Annotated in this window: 14 protein-coding genes; 3 read left to right on the top strand and 11 right to left on the bottom strand. The window is 67.8% G+C overall.

What is annotated here, in order from left to right; all coding sequences use genetic code 11:
• Nucleotides 1-660: 660 nt before the first annotated feature.
• Nucleotides 661-5094, top strand: coding sequence for a hypothetical protein (locus BEN78_04435; protein ID ASR42745.1), 4434 nt, complete (start codon nucleotides 661-663; stop codon nucleotides 5092-5094).
• A 415-nt stretch (nucleotides 5095-5509) separates the two neighbouring features.
• On the opposite strand, the gene BEN78_04430 is transcribed toward BEN78_04435, so the two are convergent.
• The 10 genes from BEN78_04430 to BEN78_04385 all read right to left on the bottom strand — a co-directional run bounded on the left by BEN78_04430 (nucleotide 5510) and on the right by BEN78_04385 (nucleotide 19687).
• Nucleotides 5510-8689, bottom strand: coding sequence for a hypothetical protein (locus BEN78_04430; protein ASR42744.1), 3180 nt, complete (start codon nucleotides 8687-8689; stop codon nucleotides 5510-5512).
• 131 nt (nucleotides 8690-8820) lie between these two features.
• Nucleotides 8821-10035, bottom strand: a complete 1215-nt coding sequence (locus BEN78_04425) for a chloramphenicol efflux MFS transporter (GenBank protein ID ASR42743.1) — start codon at nucleotides 10033-10035, stop codon at nucleotides 8821-8823.
• Nucleotides 10036-10315: 280 nt separating this feature from the next.
• Nucleotides 10316-13495 (bottom strand): cation transporter, encoded by a 3180-nt coding sequence (locus BEN78_04420; protein ASR44904.1) that lies wholly within the window; start codon nucleotides 13493-13495, stop codon nucleotides 10316-10318.
• A gap of 119 nt (nucleotides 13496-13614) precedes the next feature.
• Entirely contained in the window at nucleotides 13615-14574 is a 960-nt protein-coding gene (locus BEN78_04415; GenBank protein ID ASR42742.1) for a hypothetical protein, read from the bottom strand.
• Nucleotides 14571-15875 carry a cation transporter gene (locus BEN78_04410; protein ASR42741.1) on the bottom strand — a complete coding sequence of 435 codons (1305 nt, stop codon included), beginning with the start codon at nucleotides 15873-15875 and terminating at the stop codon, nucleotides 14571-14573. Before BEN78_04410 ends, BEN78_04415 begins: the two co-directional genes overlap by 4 nt.
• A 309-nt stretch (nucleotides 15876-16184) precedes the next feature.
• Complete coding sequence (locus BEN78_04405; protein ASR42740.1) at nucleotides 16185-16532, bottom strand: hypothetical protein; 348 nt, start codon at nucleotides 16530-16532, stop codon at nucleotides 16185-16187.
• Between the two features lie 44 nt (nucleotides 16533-16576).
• Entirely contained in the window at nucleotides 16577-17491 is a 915-nt protein-coding gene (locus BEN78_04400; GenBank protein ASR42739.1) for a chromosome partitioning protein ParB, read from the bottom strand.
• Entirely contained in the window at nucleotides 17488-18297 is an 810-nt protein-coding gene (locus BEN78_04395) for a chromosome partitioning protein (GenBank protein ID ASR42738.1), read from the bottom strand. The genes BEN78_04400 and BEN78_04395 overlap by 4 nt, the downstream gene beginning before the upstream one ends.
• A gap of 110 nt (nucleotides 18298-18407) precedes the next feature.
• Nucleotides 18408-19064 (bottom strand): 16S rRNA (guanine(527)-N(7))-methyltransferase, encoded by a 657-nt coding sequence (locus BEN78_04390; GenBank protein ID ASR44903.1) that lies wholly within the window; start codon nucleotides 19062-19064, stop codon nucleotides 18408-18410.
• A complete protein-coding gene (locus tag BEN78_04385; GenBank protein ID ASR42737.1) occupies nucleotides 19061-19687 on the bottom strand; it encodes a hypothetical protein in 627 nt (208 codons plus the stop codon). The genes BEN78_04390 and BEN78_04385 overlap by 4 nt, the downstream gene beginning before the upstream one ends.
• A gap of 162 nt (nucleotides 19688-19849) precedes the next feature.
• Between BEN78_04385 and BEN78_04380 the strand changes: the two genes are divergently transcribed.
• Nucleotides 19850-21196: an AMP-ligase gene (locus BEN78_04380; protein ASR44902.1), complete on the top strand. Its 1347-nt coding sequence runs from the start codon at nucleotides 19850-19852 to the stop codon at nucleotides 21194-21196.
• Between the two features lie 71 nt (nucleotides 21197-21267).
• Nucleotides 21268-21528, top strand: coding sequence for a hypothetical protein (locus BEN78_04375; protein ID ASR42736.1), 261 nt, complete (start codon nucleotides 21268-21270; stop codon nucleotides 21526-21528).
• Between the two features lie 131 nt (nucleotides 21529-21659).
• Here BEN78_04375 and BEN78_04370 read toward each other — a convergent pair whose 3' ends face one another.
• Nucleotides 21660-22439, bottom strand: coding sequence for an exodeoxyribonuclease III (locus BEN78_04370; GenBank protein ID ASR42735.1), 780 nt, complete (start codon nucleotides 22437-22439; stop codon nucleotides 21660-21662).
• Nucleotides 22440-22483 lie beyond the last annotated feature (44 nt).

Genomic DNA, 22483 nt, shown 5'->3' with positions numbered 1-22483 from the left:
AGACACTGGGTGCGACTGTTTGTCGCAGTGTATGAGCGCGCACCACAGTGACGCGTAGAAATGATTTGTCTCCCAAGCTCGAGCATCTGGTTTGTTGGCCGCTTCTCGTGGTGAAGATGGCGCGCCATATGTCCGCTCGTGGGCTTTGACGCCCTATTGACATTGATGACTGGGAGGTGCAGCTTCTTGCTTGCACGCGGCGCGATGCAGGGGGCATCAGTCGGCTGTGCCAGGGAGTGGTGTATGCGCAGGATGGGCGTGCCGGCGGAAATTGGTTCCAGCAAGGCGTTTCAAGGTTTCGCTCTCGCAGCAGTAGCAGGCCTTGTGTTGGCCCCCGGGGGGGCGTTGGCAACCAAGACGTTGCAGACCGTTCGTGCGGTCGCCTATGTCGCCGAAACTACTGGCGGCGCCACCAACATGGCTGCAGTGCGTGTCACTGCGCCCCGTGTGGTCGGCAGTAGTGGAGGGATTGTCAACTTCAGCACAATGACCGTGACTGCGCCGAGGGGCGGTGGTGGTGGCGGTATTCCGACACTGGCAACAGTCAAGGCGGTCAGGCCCAATCTTGGCGATCCGGGTGAACCAAGCCAAAGCAAGAATCCTGATGCTCCGTGTAGTGAGACCGCAGGCAATCCGGTCGTTTTTTCCACCGGCAACAAGGTGGAATTCGAGTCGGATTTCGAGGCCGAAGGCGAGATGGGCCTGTTCCTCGCCCGTACCTATAACCACTACTGGAGCGGCGTGGGACTGTTTGGCCAGCACTGGCTGAGCAATTTCGACTACTCGCTGACGGCGTCCCAGACCGGTGCGGATGCGGCCAACCTATGGCTGCAGCGCCCCGATGGGCGGCGGATCAAGTTCAACCGCACCGCGTCGGGCCGCTGGGAAGAAGACAAGGCCCAGGCCATTGCCTATGTCACCTTGTCGGGCAACGTCTATACGCACAACACCGAAGAAGGGCTGGTCGAGCAGTACAACATCAACGGCTATATCACCCGGCTGGCCAGCCGCCAGGGTGTGGCGTGGACTTTCAGCTATACCAACAACTATCTGCAGCGGGTGACCCACACCTCTGGCCGCTACGTCCAGTTCACCTGGAGCAACGGCCAATTGACGAAGGTGACGGACCCGGCTGGCAACGCTTACACCTTCACCTATACCGCCAATGCGCTTGGCAGTGGCCGTCACCGGCTGGCGACGGCGACCCCGCCCGGTGCGCCTGGCACGACAGTGCAGTATCACTACGAGGACGCGCGCTTCCCGGGCGGTCTGACCGGCAAGTCGTTCAATGGCTTGCGCTACTCCAACTTCGCCTACGACGCGAATGGACGCGCCACGTTGAGCGAGCATGCCGGCGGTGTCGAGCGCTACACATTCGCCTATGAGCTCAACGCGTCGGCGCCGCCTGCGCCGCGTCCACCGCCGCCGCCGCCGTCTGGCGGCGTTTGCGACACGAGAACGCGTGTCTGCAGCGTCCCGATGTCTGTCGGCGACCGGCTGCGGACCACCGCCAGCGTGCCGACGGCGACGGCCGCGAATGCAGCAGCAGGAACGATCCGGCGTGCGATCGTCACCAATCCGCTGGGCAAGCAGACCAGCTATGAGTTCGAGAACGGCAAGCTGATCGCGACCATCGGGCTCGCCTCAGCGCACTGCGCGGCGGCCAGCAAGGCCATCATCTATGACGCAAATGGCTATCCGTCGATTGCCGAGGATTTCAACGGCAACAAGACGTACACCACTTACAACGCGAGGGGGCAACTGCTGGAGCTGCGCGAGGCGGTCGGATCGCCCGTGGAGCGCACGACGACTTACGCCTGGAGCGTAACCAACCGGATGACCCGTCAGACCCTGGTCGGCCAGGTCGAAACCACATGGACCTACGACAGCAAGGACCGGCCGACATCGATTGCGATGAAGAACCTCAGCGCGAATGGTGTTGCCGGGCAGGTGCGCAAGACAACGTTCGCCTACACCGTGCATGGCAATGGCATGCTCGCCTCGACCACCGTCGATGGTCCCATTGCAGGCACCGGTGACCAGGTCATCAGCCGCTACGATGCGACGGGTGCACAGATTGCTGAGGAAAGCAGCATTGGCGCCGTGACGTTCTCGGATCACAACGCGCTTGGGCAGCCGGGCAAGGTCACCGGCTTGAATGGTGACGTGGCGGAGTTCGCCTACGACCCGCGCGGCCGGCTGGTCCGTGCCCGCCGTTTCCCGACCGGCACCCCGGCTGATACCACGTATCGGTACCTCTCCAGTGGGCTGCTGGGCGCAGTCACTCAACCCGATGGTCAGGTGCGGACCTACGCCTACGACGCCGCGAGACGCCTGGTGGCCGAGTCCGAGCCGGAGGATGGTGGCAGCCATGCCGTGATCGAGTACACCCTGGATCCCATGTCGTTGGTGACGCAGACCGTCGTGCGTAGCGGTGCGCGACCGGCACCGCCGGACAGCACCATCCGTGGCGTCATCGATGGCGTGTTCGGCAACGAAGGGGCCGGCTACTCGGTTTCGGGATGGGCGTGTGCTTCCTACTATGACGCGCCGATCCCGGTGCACATGTACCTGGGCGGTCCGGCGGGATCGGGCACTGGGTTCAGCGGCTATAACGCCAACCTGCCGAGCGAGTCAGCCGTCGCGGCATCCTGTGAATCGCAAGGAAGCGCGCATCGGTTCACCATCTCCATCACCACCGCCATGCGCCAGCAGCACGGCGGCAAGACGATCCACATCCATGGCATTTCGCCGTCAGGCGGTACAAACCTGCAAATCGCGGCTTCTGGTAGCTTCCGGATCCCGGCGATGCCGAGTACGAATCCGCCACCGACACGGCCGGACCCGCCGGAGAGGGGATGGTGCGATCCCCGTACAGGCATCTGTTACGACCCCATGGGCATCGAGATCGATATCGTGTCCGGCCCTCGGACATCGGTAGACGCGCTGTCGTCCAATGACGGTATCGCCTACCGTCGAATCGTCGACTACGACGAACTCGGCCGCGTGCGCGGGGTCCGAGGCAACAACGGTCAGCTGACGACCTACACCTACGATCTCAACGGCAACGTACTGATCGAGAAGAACGCCTACAACCATGTCACCACGCATCACTATGACGCGCTGAACCGTCGGATTCGGACAGACGATGCGCTGGGGAATTCGACCGACTACCAATACAACGCTCTCGATCTGCCAACCAAGGTCACAGACCCGCGGGGAAACGCCACCGTCTATGTGGTCGACGGCTTTGGCCAAGTGCTGAAGCAAACCAGTCCCGACACTGGCGTCACGTCATTCCAATACAACGCGGCGGGGCTGAACACCCGGATGACACGTAATGACGGCAGCTGGCTGGCCTACACCTACGACGGGCTGGGCCGGTTGATCGGAACGAGCAGCGGTACTGCGAGCCTCGCGTACGGATACGACTGGTGCGACAACGGAAAAGGTCGTCTGTGCAATGCCGACTCCCCGACGAGCACCCGTCACTTCGGTTACACGGCCGAGGGCGCGATCACCGTTACACGAGATGTGACGCCCAATTCGGATGATTGGACACACTACGCCTACGATGCGTTCGGTCGCCTTGGCGGCGTCAGCTACCCAGGCGGTACATCGATCGGTTACGGCTATCACCTCGGCAAGCTGGCAGTGATCCAAGCCACGATCAATGGCGTCACCCGCACTGTGGCCGATCAGTTCAAGTACTCGCCGACAGGGGCAATGACACGGCTGGTCTACGGTAATGGTTTGCCCAAGGAGCGTGTCTACGATCTGGATGGGCGGCTTGTTCAGACGCATGATCATGCCATGCTGGGTCACGACTACGGCTACAACGCCATTGATGAGCTCGTGACTGTGGGTAATTGGTCGCGCCCCCAGTTCAACCAGGAATTTGGCTATGACGCACTGTCGCGGTTGACCAGCATCAGTGCCCCGGTGGGCAATCAGAGCTTCGCGTTCGATGCCAACGGCAACCGGACTCGCCATCAGTGGCCGATGTCGAATGAGACCTACCTGGTCGACGCAGGTAGCAATCGCCTGCTGTCGTCGGATCTGCAGTTCACGTATGACGGCCGAGGAAACCGCACGTCTCAGTCCCTAGGCGGGGCGGCCGCGACATACCGTTATGACAGCTTCAACCGATTGTCAGCGGTGACGCGAAGTACCCCGAGCACCTACGCCAATCCAAATTATGTCACCACAACATTCCCTGCGGGCACCACCACGTACACGGTGAACGCACTAGGACAGCGGACCAGCAAAAGCGGCCCCTTGGGTAGCAGTCGTTTCGTTCATGGCGGCCAGAACACCCTGATGTCGGAGCTGACCAACGGGCAATGGACTGACTACATCTGGATGGGAAGCGAACCGATCGGTTTGGTGCGAGGCGGGCGGCTCTATTTCACCCACGCTGACCGGTTGGGGCGGCCAGAAGTCGTGAGCGATGGCAACCAGACAGCGCGCTGGATTGCCGCCAATCACGCCTATGATCGTGCTGTACTGGGCAACTCGTTGGGCGACTACAACCTGGGATTCCCCGGGCAGTACTACGATGCTGAGACCGGCTTCTGGTACAACGGCTTCCGCGACTATGACGGCCGTACTGGGACGTACTTGCAGAGTGACCCGATTGGTCTGGCGGGCGGCTTGAATACCTACTCCTATGTTCGTAACAACCCCGTCCGTCTAGTGGATCCTCTCGGACTTGACGCACTAGTTTGTACTTATTCTGGAAGTGGCCCCAACATCTGGGGCCATATTGGAATTGGTGTAGGGAGTAACCCAACTTCAACTGTGGGCTACTATCCGAAGGCGGCTAGTGGGCGGGCTATTACTGGGACGCCCGGTGTGGTAAAGCCGGACTCAGGTAGCGCGGAGGAATGTAAAACTATTAAAACGTCGCCAGAGCAGGACAAAACCATGCAATCCGTGATTGATGGAGTGGCGGCAAATCCTGGGAGCTACACTTTCACAGGTAATAATTGCGTCAGTTTTGTTCGAAGCGTTCTTGGTAGCGTGGAGATAGAGACGCCAAGCTCAATTCGTCCGCGTGCATTTCTGGATGGGATTGAGGGAGGCGGGAATTGACTTCTGATCTCAAAGCTGCGGTGGTCGGATTGTTATTTGGAATGCTGATGCCGTGCACCATTATTTCAGCGCAATATTTATCGCCCCAGAGCCTTTCACGTTTGATGCGTATTGGGTTCGTTGAGGAGTTCGTAGTTGTAGCTTGGCCAAGTTCTTTGCTTTTGCTTGGGTCTCAGGGCGGGGGATTCCTTGTCCCGGTAATTTCTGTGGCCTTGAATGGCTTATTATACTCATTAATGTTTTTTATTATAAAACACTTCCTTTTAAAATAGATGAATTAAGCATTGGGGTGGTGGATTTTGATAAATTAACATGGTTTAATTTAATTATTAAATTTGGTGCTAATTCGAGCGCCCTGGAATCTGAGCAAATTATTGCTTTAAGCTGGCCGTGTACTCCTTGTCAACACGTAATCCTACGGCTCCAGCACCCAATCGTTATGCCCTGGATGATAGGTCGGGTGCTCCTTCATGTAGGCCTTCACCTCGTCCATGGCGTCGGCTTCGCGCTTGAAGTCCGCCTTGCGCTTGTCGGGGTCGAGGAAGGTGACGTAGGTCGGGGCGCCACGGTTCTTCTCCCACTCCTGCTTGAAGTGCGCGAACTCGTCGCGGTGGAAGTCGAAGATGCTGCGGTCTTCCGGTGCCTGACGGCCGCCCCAATCGGCGCTCTTGAGTGCCCGGGCGTTCTTGACGTGGTCGTTGTGCAGGTTGTCGAACTCGCCCAGCGTGGTGCGTGCGTAGTCGTACTTGACGTTCCAGTCCGACTGCATGACGCCGTCGTCGGCCAGTGCGTTGAACCAGTCGTGCTGTTCGTTGGCGGTCTTCTTGGCCTTGGCGTTGCCGGTGAATACCGAGACCAGCTCGGAGACGGCGGTGAGCACGAAGCCCACCGGGCCTGCGCCGCGCGCGATCGCGCCGGCGATGCGCTGGCCGGCCACGGCGGCGCCTTCGCCACCGGCGGCGGCCAGGAACCGGTTCACGCCGGGGCGTAGCTGGCCGTCCTTGGTCAGTTCGCCGACGATGCCGGTGAGCGCATCGGCCGAGCCGGAGATGACGCCGAGCACGCCGGCGGCGCGGTCGGCATCGGAGTCGGCGTCGCCAAGGCCCATGCCGCCGGTGACGACACCGAGCATACCGGTGGCGTGGCCGTTGAGCTTGGAGGCGACCTTCATCGTCGCGTCCACGCGCCGGTCGAACTTGCTGTCGCTGGCATCGCCCAGTCGGTCCTTGAGGCCGTCGGCGATCTTGTCCTGGTCGGGGACGGCGAGTTTGCCTGGGCCGTGCGGTGCGTCGGCGACCGCATCGCGGTAGGCGCGGGTGGCCTGGTTGGTGTGGACGCTGTCCAGGCCCAGGCGCTTGGTGTCTTCGCTGCGCATGCCGAGCAGATCGGTCGCCGAGCCGTCGAGGGTCGACGCCACATTCTTGAGCAGGGTGGGCCCGCTTTCGAGCGATGCGGCCATGCCCAGCACGCCGCCGACGGTGCCGAGGATCTCCTCGGGCGTTTCGCCCAGGCCGTCGCTCACCAGTGAGCGGATCGTCTGGGTCATGCCGATGGCGCCGGTGATCGCGGGCAGCAGGCCGTTCGAGGACAGCTCGCCGACCAGGCTGCGCATATCGGCCTGGGCGCGCTTGTCGCTGGCGAACATGGTGTCGGAGAAGACCTGGTCGATGTCGTCGTGCCCGCCGTTGCGCATGCCGTCGAGCAGCTTGGAGAAGTCCTGTTTGACGGTGTCGTCGGCCTTCAGCACGCTGTCGAGCTTGTCGGCCATGTCGAAGGGCAATTTGGCCTTGTCGATGCCGTTCTTGATCGCGCCCAGGCCCGCATCCACGGCGTCGACGCGTGCCTCCGACGTCACGAGCTCGGGATCGGCGAAGACGGTGTCGATTTCGCCCGCCAGCGCGTTGAGCGCGAAGGTCTGGCCGGCTTCGCCGGCGCGTTCGGGGTCGATCAGTGCCAGTTGCGAGAGCGCGTCCTCGACGTCGGCTTTGGCCAGCGGGCGTTCGCTCGCGTCGAGCTGGTTGGCTTCCTTTACGTAATCGGCGCTGCCGACCACTTTCTCCAGGCGGTCGGCCAGCTTGTTGCGCTCGCCTTCGGGCACCTTGCCGACCGCCTCGGAGAGCTTGGATTGGTAGAGCTCGGCGACCTGTTCGTTGCGCATCGCCGAATCGAGTTCGCGGTTGACGGCGCGCTCGTCGAAGATTTCCTGCATGTCCGCCTGCTCGAGCCGGACGAGGTTTTCGGTGCGGGTCCGGGTGCTCTTGAACGCACCGCTAATGCGGTCCTCGTAGACCGGATGGATTGGGCGTCCGTTGGTGACCGCGCTGCGGGCCTCGACCAGGCGCAGGAACTGGGCTTGGGCACTGCCGTCGTAGAGGTCGCTGCGTCCCTTGATTTCGTCGATCGTCAGCTTCATCGCCGCCTCGCCGACGCTGAGCTTTTCGCCATCCTGCTCGACGTCGGTCTTCATGGCGAACAGGTCGGTGTCCTTGGTGGCGGGCAGGCGCGCGTTCTCGCGGGTCTGGTCCACGGTGCCCTGGCCGTCGTCGAGATACTTGCGCTCGGCCAGCGCATGCAGGTCGGGGGCGTCCGAGGGGCCGACCGCCAGCTTGTCGCCACCCTTGGTATCCACGCGCAGCCAGCCGTCGTCGAACTCGCCGGGGTAGGACACCTGCTTGATGTCGTCGTAGACCACGTCCTCTTTGGCGCCGGCCACCTTGTAGCCGTCCTCGGTGACAGACTTCGGCGCGGCCTTGTCCTTGTCTTTGTCCTTGTCGTCGCCGGCTGGCGGTGTGCGTGTGCGTTCGTCGACCTTGCCGGTATCGATGAATTCCGATGCGCGGCTCTCGTCGATGTGGCCGTCGGCATAGCCGCGTTCGACACTGTCGACGACGCGTTTGCGATCGCTGTCGTCGATGCGGCCCTGGTCGACCAGCTTGTCGAGGCGGTCGCTTTGCAGCCAGGAATCGAGCGCGCCCTTGTCGCGCTCGAACACCACGCCCATGAACCGGCCGCGGTCGTTGTCGTCCAGTCCACTGAGGAACCGGTCGTCGCTGGCCAGCGCGGCGAGGCGCTTGTCGTAGTCGTCCTTGCGGGCGCGGCGTTCGCCGACGTCGTGCAGCGACTTGTGCAGGTCGACGAGGTCGTCCTTGCTCGGTGCGTCCGATGGCCGGTCGCTCGCCTTGTCCACCTTGGCGGTGTCGATGAACTCCGACGCCTTGTCCGGCTCCACATGCTGGTCGGCATAGCCGCGCTCGACGGCATCGACCACCCGCTGCCGGTCGTTCTCGCTGAGCCGGCCGTCGTCGACCAGCTTGTCGAGACGATCGCTCTGCAGCCAGGATTTCAGCGCGCCCTTGTCGCGGTCCAGGATCGCGCCCAGAAAGCGCCCGCGGTCCTCCTGGCTGAGCGTGGGCAGGAATTCGGACGCCAGCGCCTGCAGGCGGCGGTCGTAATCATCCTTCTTGCCGCTGCGCTCGCCGACATCGTGCAGCGCTTTCGCCAGTTCGGTGAGTTCGGCGCGACTGGGCGAGGTGTAGTCGGCGGGGACGCTGGAGGCGTCGGAGACGCGGGCTGCGTTGATACCATCGATCGCCATCGGTTCGCTCCCTGGCAGGAATGGGCAACGCGCCCATCAGGGCGCGTGCACCATTGTCCAGAGGCGTGCGTGGCACGGGAGCTAGGGGCGTCCCCTAACCCAGACGTCGTAGTTCGCCAAACGCGTCACATTCAGTCTCTCGGACGCGGTCTCAAGGCCGATGTCCGCCGCAGGACTGCGAAGCCGGCGAGGCTGACCGTGGGCATGACCAGGCCGTACGCCACCAGCGGCCAGGGCGTCGCGCCATTGAACATCAGCACCGACAGGGTCCCCACGCCGCTGACGATCAGGCTCTGGATGGCGTAGTACAGCGCGACGGCGGTGCCGGCCGCATCCGCGAAGTCGCCAAGGGCGCCATTCGCGGTGACGGCCACGACCAGCACGATGCCCACGCACATGAACCACATCGGCATGACGAAGGTGACGAAGCTGGGCGCAGTGCATGCAGACAGTGCGGCCAGCACCATCGCGCCCGCGGCCAGGGTGCAGCTTCCCCGCACAAAGCAGCCCTGGATCCCCCATCGCTTGACGCAGTGCGGGATGACGCGCGTGGTGAGGATCATCGCCAGTGCCGCCGAGGCGAAGGCCAGACTGAAGGCCATCTGGCCCCAGCCTGCGCCGTCGATCAGGACCCGCGGCGCGATGGAGAAGAACACGAAGAAGCTGCCCATCGCGGTGCCAAAGCCGATCGTATAGACCCAGAAGGCCCCGTTACGCAGGATGGATGCAAGGCGCGGGCCTTGCTTCGATGCCGCCCTGGGGCGGGTTTCATGCCAGCGCGGCCAGGCGCGCACCAGTGCGAGAACCGCCATCGCGCCGAGCAGGACGAAGATCGCCCGCCAGCCCAAGGCCAGCGCCACCACTGCGCCCAGAATCGGGCCCAACGCGGGCACGAACGCCAGGATCGCGCTGAACAACCCGTAGATCGTCGTGCTCTCGGGTCTGTCGGCATACACGTCGCGCACTGTGGCGAACGTGCCGACGAGCGCGGCGGAGGCGCCCAGGGCCTGGATCACGCGCAGCACGAGGAACTGGCCGCCACTGCTGGTGATGGCCAGCAGCAAGGAGGCCAGCGCAAAGACCCCTGCACCGCCCAGCACGACGGGGCGTCGCCCGATCCGGTCCGAGAGCGGGCCGAAGATGAGCTGGCCCAGGCCGAGGATCAGCATGTAGGCGCTGAGCGTGAGTTGGACGATCGTCGGCGTGGTGGCCAGCGCGGCCGGCATCTGCGGCACCACCGGCAGATAGACATCCATCGCCAGCGAGGCGAGCAGATCGAAGGGGACCATCAACAGCAATGTCGATGGCAGGGAGTAGGCCCAGTTGGGGGATTTGGTTTCGGACATGGCAAAGCACCCGCGCAGAGTGGAATCTGGCGGCGGTCTGCCTGCTCGGTGATTCGAGATCGAGGAAAGACCGCCGCAACGACTGGTGGAACACGTCGCTGCGGCTTAGCGATCTGTGGACGGGCCTGCTGCCATGTCGGAATGCTGGAACGCGCGGTTGATCTGCAGACTCTAGTCAACCTCGACGGCGAACGCCAGGCAGCATGCTGTCGATTGGGCTGGTGCTGCCCGGCTGTGGCCGACCCGCGCCGATGCGACCTTGCATCGGCGCGGGTTCCGATCACACACCCGTCTCCGCGGTTCGGTGCTCGCGTCGATGCGCCCAGCGGTACAGCACGGGCAGTACCAGCAGCGTCAGCAGGGTCGAGGAGACGATGCCGCCGATGACGACGGTGGCCAGCGGGCGCTGCACTTCCGCGCCGGCGCCGACGTTGAAGGCCATCGGCACGAAGCCGAGCGAGGCGACGAGGGCGGTCATCAGCACCGGGCGCAGGCGGGTCAGGGCGCCGTCGCGGATCGCGGTCGCGAGCGGCAGGCCGTCGGCGCGCAGGCGGCGGATGAAGCCCACCAGCACCAGGCCGTTGAGGACCGCCACGCCCGACAGCGCGATGAAACCCACGCCGGCGGAGATCGACAGCGGGATGCCGCGCACCGCCAGCGCGAGCACGCCGCCGGTCAGTGCCAGCGGCACGCCGCTGAACACCACCAGCGCATCGCGCAGTGAGCCGAACGCCAGGAACAGCAGGACCAGAATCGCGGCCAGCGTCGCCGGCACCACCAGGCGCAGGCGCTGGCTGGCCGAGACCAGTTGCTCGAAGGTGCCGCCGTAGTCGATCCAGGTGCCGGTCGGCAGGGGCACGCGCGCGCGCACCTGTGCCTGCAGGTCTTCGACGAAGCCGCCGAGGTCGCGGCCGCGCACGTTGGCGGTGACCACGATGCGGCGCTTGCCGTTCTCGCGGGTGATCTGGTTCGGGGCCAGCCGGGTCTGGATGTCGGCGACTTCGCGCAGCGGCACGGTGCGGGGTGCGCCCGAGGCCCAGGCCTCGTCACGGCCGGCCTCGTCTGGCGAGGGCGCCGTACCGAGCGGAATCGGCAGGTCGGCGAGCGCAGCCGGGTCGGTACGCCGGTCCTCGGGCAGACGCACGACGATGTCGAAGCGGCGGTCGCCTTCGAACAACTGCCCGGCGGTCTGGCCACCGATCGCGGCGGCGACCACGCGTTGCACGTCGCCGGGGTTGAGGCCGTAGCGGGCCATCGCGCGCGGGTCGGGGGCGATCTCCAGCAGCGGCAGGCCGTCGACGGCCTCGGTGCGCACGTCGGCGGCGCCGTCGATGCTGCGCAGCACGGTCTCGACCTGACCGGCCAGGCGTTGCAGCACGTCGAGGTCGTCGCCCTGGATGCGCACCGCCACGTCGCTGCGCACGCCGGAGATCAACTCGTTGAAGCGCATCTGGATCGGCTGGGTGAACTCGTAGTTGCTGCCGGGCATCGCTTGCGCCAGCGCTTCGATCTCGGCCACCAGCGTGGCGCGCGGTTTGCGCGGCTGTGACCAGTCGCTACGCGGATGCAGGATGACGAAGGTGTCGGCGACCGAGGGCGGCATCGGGTCGTTGGCGACTTCGGCGGTGCCGATGCGCGAGAACACGTGCGCGACCTCGGGCGCCTGCAGCAGGCGCCGTTCGAGCGCGCGCTGCATCGCCACCGACTGCTCGATACCGGTGCCGGGGATGCGCATCGCATGCAGCGCGATGTCGCCCTCATCCAGGCTCGGCACGAACTCGCTGCCCAGGCGGGTGGACAGCCAGCCGCAGCCCAGCACCAGCACCGCGGCGCCGGCGACCAGCCAGCGGCCGTGGCGCAGGGCGGCGTCGAGCAGCGGCGCGTAGCCGCGACGCGCGGCGCGCATCGCGCGGTTCTCGTGCTCGGCCACACGGCCGCGCAACAGCAATGCGATCGATGCCGGCACGAAGGTCAGCGACAACAGCATCGCGCCGGTCAGCGCCAGCACCACGGTGATCGCCATCGGGTGGAACATCTTGCCTTCGACGCCGTCGAGCGCGAACACCGGCACGTAGACCGCGGCGATGATGCCCAGGCCGAACAGACTGGGACGGATGACCTCGGCGGTGGCGCTGGCCGCGAGCGCATGACGCTCGTCGGTGTCGAGCAACCGGCCCAGCCGCTGCTGGGCCTGGCCGAAGCGGCGCAGGCAGTTCTCGACGATGATCACCGCGCCGTCGACGATCAGTCCGAAGTCGAGCGCGCCCAGACTCATCAGGTTGCCCGAGACCCCGCCCTGGCGCATACCGATGACGGTGAACAGCATCGTCAACGGAATCACCAGCGCGGTGAGCAGGGCGGCACGTGCGTTGCCCAGCAGCAGGAACAGCACCACGATCACCAGCAGCGCGCCTTCGATCAGGTTGCGGGCGACGGTGCGCACGGTGCGGTCGACCAGGGCCGTGCGGTCGTACACGGCGGTCGCGTGCACGCCGGCCGGCAGGCTGGCGTTGGCGGCCTCCAGCCGCGCGGCCGCGGCGCGTGCGACGGTGCGGCTGTTCTCGCCGACCAGCATGAACACTGTGCCCAGTACGACCTCACCGCCGTCCTTGGTCGCAGCGCCCGTGCGCAGTTCGCGGCCTTCGCCGACCTCGGCGACATCGCGCACGCGCAGCGGCACGCCGTCGCGCCGGACCAGCACGATGTTGCCGATCGCCTCGATGTCGGCGACCTGTCCGGGCACGCGCACCAGCAACTGCTGGCCGTTGCGCTCGATGTAGCCGGCGCCGACATTGCGGGTGTTGGCTTCGATCGCGGCGACGATGTCCTCGAAGTGCACGTCGAGTGCGACCAGCCGCGCCGGGTCGGGTGTGACGTGGATCTGGCGTTCGAAGCCGCCGACGGTGTCGACCTCGGTGATCCCAGGCACGGTGCGCAACTGTGGGCGGATCACCCAGTCCTGCAGCGTGCGCAGGTCGGTCGCGGTGTAGGCGCTGCCGTCCGGCTTGCGCGCGCCGGCCTCGGCCTCGACGGTGTACATGAAGATCTCGCCAAGACCCGTGGCTGCGGGGCCGAGCGTGGGCTCGATGCCGTCGGGCACCTGGCCGCGCACCTGTTGCAGCCGTTCGGCCACCTGCTGACGTGCGAAGTACAGGTCCGTGCCGTCCTCGAACACAACGGTCACCTGCGACAGGCCGTAGGCCGACAGCGAGCGGGTGTGGTCCAGCCGCGGCAGACCGGCCAGTGCGGTCTCGATCGGGAAAGTGATGCGTTGCTCGGTCTCCAGCGGCGCGTAGCCGGGTGCGGCGGTGGTGACCTGCACCTGCACGTTGGTGATGTCGGGCGTGGCGTCGATCGGCAATCGCAGAAAACTCCAGACGCCGGCGGCGATCAGCGCGAGTGTGGCCAGCAGGACCAGCCAGCGATGGCGGATGGCCAAGCGGATCATCGACTCAAGCATCCGGGCATCCTCCGTGCAGGGCGGGTGCGGCGGCGTGCGGCCCTGCGCATGCGCACAAGGCGGATGCAGTCGCGCGATGGACATGTCCGCGGACGCGGCACAGCGTGGGAGGGGTCATATCAGTGCGCATGGGTCGCGCCCCCTTTCTCGAGGTCGGCCTTGAGCGTGTAGCTCTGCGCGATCACCACGTCGTCGCCGGCGGCGATTCCATCGAGGATCTCGACCTGCTGCGCATCGCGGCGGCCCAACGACACCGGCCGCGCTTCGTAGCGCTCGCCTTCGCGTACGAACACCACATCGCGCGCGTCCATGCGCTGCAGCGCGCTCAGCGGGACCACGAGGGCGGCCTGCTGCAGCGAAACGGTGACCTGCGCGCGGACCGCGGCGCCGGGGCGCCACTGGCCATCGGCATTGTCCAGGCGCGCGCGCGACACCGTGCTCTGGCTGGCGGTCGCGGTCGCGGGCAGCACGCGCTCGATGCGGGTCTGCGCGGTGGCGCCGTCGCCCAGACGGGTGATCGTGACCGGCGAGCCGGGGGCGAGGTGCTCGGCGTCGCGGCCGTAGACGTGCAGGTCCACCCACAGCGTCGACAGGTCGGCGATCTCGTAGAGCACCGCGCCTTCGCCGGCGATCTGGCCGACCGCGGCGTCGCGCGCGAGCACGGTGCCGCCGATCGGCGCGGTCACGGTGTAGGACGACAGACTGAGGTTGCTGTCGATGGTCGCCAGCGGCTGGCCGGCACGCACGACATCGCCCAGTTCGGCATGCAGGCGACGGATCGGTCCGGGAAAGCGTGCGGTGACGCGGGCATTGCCGGTCTCGAGCGTGGTCAGCAGGCCCTGCACTTCGTGCTGGTCGGCGATCGTGCCCGGCCCGGCGGGCGCAGTGCGCAGGCCGATGTCGCGCGCGATGGCGTCGGGCACGACGACGGCGGTGTCGTGGCCGTGTGCATCTTCGTCGCCGTCGGCATGTTGATCGCGCTGGTCTGCCGTGGCGGGCGTGCCTTCGGGCGCGCCGCAGGCGGCCAGCGCCGCCAACAGCAGCAGGGACAGCGCGCGGGCGGGGAGCTGGATCGTCATCGGGTGTCTCCGGTCGTGGCGGACCGCGCGAGCGGCTCGCCGGTCAGGCGCTGCAGTTCGATCAGCGCGCGTTGGGCGGCTTCGGCGGCGTCGAGCTGCTGGCGCAGTGCGTCGCGGCGGGCGTCGAGCAGTTGCGCCCATTCCAGGTAGGTCGCGGCGCCGGCGGCCCAGGCGCGCTCGGTCTGACGCAGGGCGCGCGCCAGTTGCGGCAGCACGTCGGCCTGCAAGCGCTGCACCTGCGCGCGCTCGACCAGATAACGGCCGTGCGCCTCGGCGAGTGTGGCCTGCAGTGCGAGATCACCGGCCTCGCGTTCGACCGAGAGCAGCGCCAGTTCGGCTTCGGCGGCGCGGATCTCGGGCTGCGCGCGCGCCCGGCTGCCCAGCGGCACGGTGATGCCGCCCAGCAGCGAGACATCGCGGCTGTCCTGGTCGTGGCGAACGCCCAGTCGCCAGCCGATATCGGGGGTGCGTGCGCTGCGTGCCAACTGCACACGGGCCTCGGCGATGCGGCGCTGGTCGCCGAAGCGGCGCAGTTCGGGGGTGCGCTCGAGCAGCGCGCGCAGTTCGGCGAACGTGGCGATCTCCGGCAGGGCCAGCGGGTCGGCGTCGGTCACCGCGAAGTCGGTTTCGGGCGTGCCCCAGAGCATCGCCAGGCTGCGTCGTGCGGCCTCGCCTTCGGCCTGTGCGCGCGCGCGGCGCAGTTCGGCCTGGGCCTGCATCGCTTGGGCGGCGAGCGCGACCGCTTCGGGCGCGGCGCCGGCCTCGAAGCGACGGCGCGCGGCCGCGACCACGCGGGCCTGCTCGGCGATCTCGTCGTCGGCGAGGCGCTCTTGTCGTGCAGCGACCACGGCGTCCAGGTAGCGGCGTGCGGTTTCGGCGAGCAGGTCCACGCGCGCGGCTTCGCGCTCGAGTGCGAGCGCATCGATCCGGGTCTGCGCCAGCGCGCGACGCGCGTCCGGCTTGCCGCCGCGCTCGAACACGCCGGCCAGCGACAGAGTCGCTTCCAGCGTGCGCCCGGGTGCGTCGGGCACCAGGTTCTCGAGCTCGAAGCCTGCTTCCAGCGGCGGGCGCAACGCGGCGAGGTCGCGCTCGGCGGTGAGCACCGCGCCGCGGCCATCGACCAGGCGCAGGCCGGGGTGGGCCTGCGCAACGCGTACGAACGCCGCGTCCAGGGTCAGGATCTGTGTGGTCGTGGGGCCGGGCGTCATCGATACAGCGGGCGCAGCAGGGGGCGCCGCCTGCGCCGGCACGAGGCACGGCGCGGCGGCGAGGACGGCGCAGGCCGTCAGTCGCAACAGCATGGGACACACTCCGATCGTGGTCGCCGCCGGCAATCGACCGGCAGCAGTGCGAGGGTCAGGATCGGCCCCGCGCGGACGCGCGCCGGGCCTCAGCAGCGCTGGCGGGCGCGTCGGGCGACGTGTCGGGAGCGGGACGGGTGCGGACGGACGCTCAGGTCGGCACCGTGTGCATGCGCACGGTGACCTGCGATGGTGCGCCTTGGCGTCGGTCGTGGCTTGGCCTGTCGGCCTGCCTCACGACGCCGGGCGGCGACGTGCGTCGGGCACCCGCGACCGCCCGGCACGCGATGCGCGCGGACGCCAGCGGGCTCAGGCGGCGATCGGGGGACGCAGCAGGCGTTCGTGCCGGCGGGTCGGGGCGTCGCCGGGGTGCGGATAGGCGGGCCGGACCAGGACCAGTGGCGCCAGTGCCGGCAGCACCGGCGGCAGCGCCGGGGTGTGCGCGCCGCAGCCGGCGCAGTGGGCGACCGCATGCAGCAGGTCGCCATCGTCGGCGTGCGCATGCGCCGTCGCGTCGTGCTCGGCGGCAGTCTCGCCGCGAACGAGTTCGTAGGTGTTGCCCATCGCCACCAGCACCGGCGCGATCGCCAGGCCCAGTACCAGCAGCGCCAGCAGCAGCTGGCGCGACCAGGACAGGCGGGTGGGGGAGACGTGCATCCGCGCAGCCTAGAGGCAAGGCGCGGCGTTACACAATTCCAGACTCAGCGCGCCCCGCGCAGCCGTTCGAGCACGCCGTCGAGCGCTTCGAGGTTACCGTAGTGGATCACCAGCCGGCCCTTGTTGCCGCGACCATTGGCGATCGAGACCCGCGTGCCCAGGGTCTCCGACAGTTCGTTTTCCAGCGAGACGATGTCGGCCTGCGGGCGGACCTTGCTGCGCGCGGCGCTGCGGCCGTTGCCGCCTGGCACCCGGCCGGCCGCGAACTGTTGCGCGCGGTGTTCGACCTCGCGCACCGACCAGCCGTGCTCGACCGCGTCGCTGGCGAGCTTGCTGGCCAGCTCGGGCGAGAGTGTGAGCAGCGCGCGCGCATGCCCCATCTCCAGTTGCTTGGACTCGACCAGGATGCGGATCGCCGGCGGCAGTTCGAGCAGACGCAGCAGATTGGACACTGCCGCACGCGAGCGGCCCACGGCCTCGGCGGCCTGGGCGTGGGTGAGGTCGAACTCGTCGATCAGCCGCTGCAGCGCCTGGGCTTCCTCCAGCGGGTTGAGGTCCTCGCGCTGGATGTTCTCGATCAGCGCCATCGCCACGACCGTGCGGTCTTCGACGTTGCGCACGACCACCGGCACGTCGGCCAGGCCAGCCTGCTTGGAGGCGCGCCAGCGGCGTTCGCCGGCGATGATCTCGTAGGTGCGGTCGGGCAACTCGCGCACGACGATGGGCTGGATCACGCCCTGGGCGCGGATCGACTCGGCCAGCTCGGTGAGCTTGTCGGGGTCCCAATGCTTGCGCGGCTGGTAGCGGCCCGCGGTCAGCGCATCGATCGGCAGCGTGCGCAGGGTGTCGGCCTCGGTGGCCTCCAGGCTCGGCGCCTCGGCGGCGGCCTTGGGGCCGAGCAGTGCTTCGAGGCCGCGTCCCAGGCCGCGCTTCTTGGCGGGCGTCTTGGCCGTACTCATGCCGGGGTCTCCGTGGCGGTGGCGTCCTGGTGGGGCGGTGTCCGCGCGCGCTCGCGGCGGAGGATCTCGCTGGCCAGGCCCAGGTAGGCGACGGCGCCGCGCGAGGCGCGGTCGTAGCCGACGATGCTCTGGCCGTGGCTGGGGGCCTCGGCGACGCGCACGTTGCGCGGCACGATGGTCCGAAACACCTGGTCGCCGAAGTGGGCGGTCAGTTCGGCCGAGACCGCATTGGCCAGGTTGTTGCGCACGTCGAACATGGTGCGCAGCACGCCTTCGATCTCGAGCGCGGGGTTGAGGTTCTGCTTGAGGGCGTCGATCGTCTGCAGCAGCGCCGACAGGCCCTCGAGCGCGTAGTACTCGCATTGCATCGGCACCAGCACCGAGTCGGCGGCGGTGAGCGCGTTGAGCGTGAGCAGCGACAACGCCGGCGGGCAGTCGATGATGATGAAGTCGTAGCGGTCGCGCAGCGGCGCGAGCGCGCGCTTGAGGCGCTGCTCGCGGTCCTCGGCGTTCATCAGCTCGACCTCGGCCGCCGTCAGGTCGGTGTTGCCGGGAATCAGGTCGACCTCTTCCTCGGTCTGCACGATCGCGTCCATCGCCTCGACCTCGGCCAGCAGCACGTCGCAGGTCGAGACCGGCACGATCGACTTGTCGATGCCGCAGCCCATCGTCGCGTTGCCCTGCGAATCGAGGTCGACCAGCAGCACGCGCTTGGGCGTACGCGCCAGCGCCGCGGCCAGATTGACCGCTGTGGTCGTCTTTCCGACGCCGCCTTTCTGGTTGGCGATGGCGATGATGCGGGCCATGGGCTCCGGGCGCGGTTGAGGACGGGAGCCGGGCGCCATGCGGCGTCCGGAGGGGGATTATGCCCTAAGGCGGGCAGGGGTTCGGGCGCACCGGCCGGCGCCGATGCGGTTCAGGCGCCGTCGCCGTCCGATGCGCGCGCGATGACGACCAGATGGCGGTCGGCCTCCAGGCCCGGCACCCGCAGCGGGTGCACCGCCTCCAGCCGCCAGGCGTCCGGCAACGCGGCGATCTCGTCGTCGGGCCGCTGGCCCTTCATCGCCAGCAGCCGGCCGTCATCGGCCAGCAGGTGGCCGCCGGCGACGAGGATGTCGGGCAGGGTGGCGAGCGCGCGCGCGGTGATCGCGGCGAACGCGCCGGGCCGGTCGACCGCCTCGATCCGGGACTCGGCCACTTCGGCGTTGCGAAGGCGCAACTGGCGTACAGCCTCGCGCAGGAAGCGTGCCTTCTTGCCGTTGGACTCGACCAGGGTCACCCGCAGCTCAGGCAGCGCGATCGCCAGCGGAATGCCGGGCAGCCCGGGACCGGTGCCCAGATCGGCGAGCGTTGCCAGCCCGGCCGCATGGGGCGTCATCGCCAGCGAGTCGAGCAGGTGGCGCACGACCATCTCGCGCGGCTCGCGGATCGCGGTGAGGTTATAGGTGCGGTTCCAGCGCGCGAGCAGCGCGAGGTAGTCGAGCAGCGGCGCGGCCAGGGCCGGGTCGAGGGCGAGGGCGCGCAGGCCAGCGTCGAGGTCGGCGCGCAGCGCGGGGTCGTGGGGGTCGGTCATGGCGGGCATTGTAGAAGCCGCGGCCGCCAGGCCAGCGTCGCTAGGTAGCCGGGCAGCGGCGAGAACGCCTCGATGCGCCAGTCCTCGGGGCGGCCGAGTGCGGGATCGCAGGCCACCAGCGACCAGTGCGCGTCCCGGGCGGCGAAGGTCAGCCGCTCCAGACCGAACGACAGCCCGTGGCCGTGGGCCTTGAGCACCGCTTCCTTGGCGCACCACAGCTGGACGAACGCGGTCTCGGCCTCGGCTGCCGGCAGCCGGGCAAGCGCGTCGGCCTCCTCGGGGGCGAAGAACCGCCGCGCCAGCGCCATCGCCTGCGGCCGTGGACGCAGCCATTCGATGTCGATGCCGACATCGACGCCGTCGCCGAGCGCGACCGCCAGTGCCTCGCCGCTGTGGCTCCAGTTGATGTCGAAGCGGGTCGGGGCCTCGCCAGGCGCCTCGGCAGCGAGGCGCAGCCGCGGCCGGCCGCGGGCATCGCGGGCCAGGTCGATCCGGGCATCGTCGGTCGCCAGCTCGGCGGCCAGCCAGGGGCGGATCAGGGTTTCGGCCGACTGGCCACGTCGGTAGTCGCGCCAGGCGCAGCGGACCGGGCCTGTACGCAGGCTGCTATATGGGCTGAACATCCGCACTTGGCATGCCGCGGGGCGTCCAGCGTAAGCTAAAACGTCGGATACGCGATGCCGCCGGGGCGCGCGGGCCAGGTCACGAGGAGCGCAGTGCGGATGTCGGCAGTCGTGTGGGAACAGGGGGGCGTGGGGGAAGCGCAAGATGCCGGGCGGCTGCCGCTGGCCGCGGGCGAAGGCGCGCGCGCGGTCGCGTTCGGTGCGCAGGGCCCGGTGCCACTGGCGACGTTCCTGGCGCATGTGCGCGGTGTGGCCGCGATGCTGCCCGACGCGCCATGCGCGCTGAACCTGTGCGAGGACCGCTACCGCTTCCTGGTCGCGTTCTGCGCGGTTGCGCTGCGCGGGCAGACGACGCTGCTGCCGCCCTCGCGGACGCGCGGGGCGATCGACGACGTGCGGGCGCGCCACCCCGACAGTTACTGCGTCGGCGATCGCGGCGACTGCGGCTGCGAGGCCGGGGCCCCCGCATCGGGTGCGATGCCGCCGCATTATCTGCGCCTGCCCGAGGTCCTGCCCCTGGCGTTCGCCGACGATATGCCCACGCTTGCCGCCGATGCGGTGGTCGCGATCGGCTTCACCTCCGGCAGCACCGGCGTGCCGACCGCCAACGCCAAGACCTGGGGCAGCTTCCACGCCAGCACTGCGCAGAACCTGGCGGCGCTGGCCGATCTGCACGCTGGGGCGACGTTGCCGGTGGTGGCGACGGTGCCGCCGCAGCACATGTACGGCATGGAGATGTCGGTCCTGCTGCCTTTGCTGGGCAACGTGGCGGTGCATGACGCGCGACCGTTCTTCCCCGAAGACATCGCCGCGGCGCTGCGCGACGCAGCGGCGCCGGCCCTGCTGGTGACCACACCGGTGCACCTGCGCACGCTGGTCGAATCAGGCGTGGCACTGCCGCCGCTGGCCGCGATCGCGACCGCGACCGCGCCGCTGCCGCAGACGCTGGCCGCGCAGGCCGAGGCGCGCTTTGGGTGCGAGGTGCGCGAGCTGTTCGGCTCGACCGAGACCTGCATCTTTGCCCGCCGCCGGACCGCCTGCGAGACCGCCTGGACGCCGTTCGCGGGCGTGCGCCTGCAGCCTGTGCCCGACGGTACGCTGGTGACTGCGCCGCACCTGCCCGAGCCGCGGATGCTGGCCGACATCGTCGAGCTCGACGCCGACGGGCATTTCGTACTGCGCGGTCGCCAGGCCGACATGATCGAGATTGCGGGCAAGCGTGCGTCGCTGGCCGACCTCACCCGCCGGCTGTTGGCGATCGAGGGCGTGCGCGATGGCGTGATCTGCCAGGCGACGACCGCCGATGCCTACGGGGTGCGGCGGATCGCGGCCGTCGTGGTCGCCGATCCTGCGCTCGACGACGCGACGCTGCTGGCCGCGCTGCGCGAGAGCACCGATCCGGTGTTCCTGCCGCGGCGGCTGCGCCGGGTGGACGCGCTGCCGCGCAACGAGACCGGCAAGCTGCCGCGCGCCGCGCTGGACGCTCTGCTCGGCGACGCGGTGGTCTGAGCGCGTCGTCTGTGTGCTGACGGCCGCCGGCGTGCCCGGCGGTTCCTTTTCGCAGTTGGAGGTGGGCGGGTATGGAACCGACGTCGTTCTGGTCCTGGGTGTTCTATCTGTTCGTCGGCGGCATCGCCGGCTGGTTGGCGAGCCTGCTGATGCGCAGCCGCGGCCAGGGCATCGTGCTCAATATCGTGATCGGCGTCGTCGGCGGCTTCATCGGCGGCTGGCTGTTGCCCAGGATCGGGCTGAGCGTGGGCGGCGGTTGGCTCGGCTTCCTGGTCACTGCCTTCCTGGGCGCGGTCATCCTGCTGGCGATCGTCAACCTGTTCCGCCGCTGACCCCAAAACCGGGGTCAGAGTCGATTTTTAAAACCGGGGTCAGAGTGCAATTTTTGCGAGGCGAAATTGCACTCTGACCCCGGTTTTTGGAGCCGTGTCGGTGCGGCGCGTGTGTCTGCGTGTTCGCGCGGCTACCGGTCCAGCCGCAGTTCGACCCAGGCCGGTGCGTGGTCGCTGGGCCGGTCCCAGGTGCGCGGCTCGCGGTCGATGCCCGAAGCCAGCGCGCGGTCGCGCAGGGCATCGGAGACCAGGGTCAGATCGATGCGCAGGCCGAGGTCGCGGCGGAACGCGGCCTGTCGGTAGTCCCACCAGCTGAACATTCCGCCCTGCTCGTGGTGCAGACGGAACGCGTCGTGCAGGCCCAGTGCCTGCAGCCGGCGCAGCGCGTCGCGCTCGGCGCTCGAGGTGAGGATGTGGCTGTCGTTCCAGACCTCGGGGTCGTGCACGTCGCGCGCATCGGGCGCGATGTTGAAGTCGCCCAGCACCACCAGCTGCGGATGAGCCGCCAGTTCGCGCGCGACCCAGTCGTGCACCGCCTCGAGCCAGCGCAGCTTGTAGGCGTACTTCTCGGTGCCCACGTCCTGGCCGTTGACGACGTACAGGTCGATCACGCGCACGCCGTCGATCGTCGCCGCGATCACGCGCTTCTGGTCATCCTCGAAGCCGGGAATGCCGATCTGCACATCGGCGATCGCGCGCTCGCGCGCGAGCAACGCGACGCCGTTGTAGGTCTTCTGGCCGGAGAACACGCTGCGGTAGCCGAGTGCGGCAAGCGCCGAGTCGGGGAACTTCGCATCCTCGAGCTTGGTTTCCTGCAATCCGACGATGTCCGGCTGCGCTTCCCGCAGCCACTGCTCGAGGTGCGGCAGGCGCACATTGAGCGAATTGACGTTCCAACTGGCGATCTTCATTCAGTGGGTCACTTGTTGATGTCTTGGAGAGGCCGGGGGGCGGT

Origin of the sequence: Xanthomonas citri pv. mangiferaeindicae (assembly GCA_002240395.1) — a bacterium.
GTDB classification, from domain to species: Bacteria; Pseudomonadota; Gammaproteobacteria; order Xanthomonadales; family Xanthomonadaceae; genus Luteimonas; species Luteimonas citri_A.
Note: the sequence above shows the minus strand (reverse complement) of the source record. Positions and strands in the feature narration are given on the sequence as shown.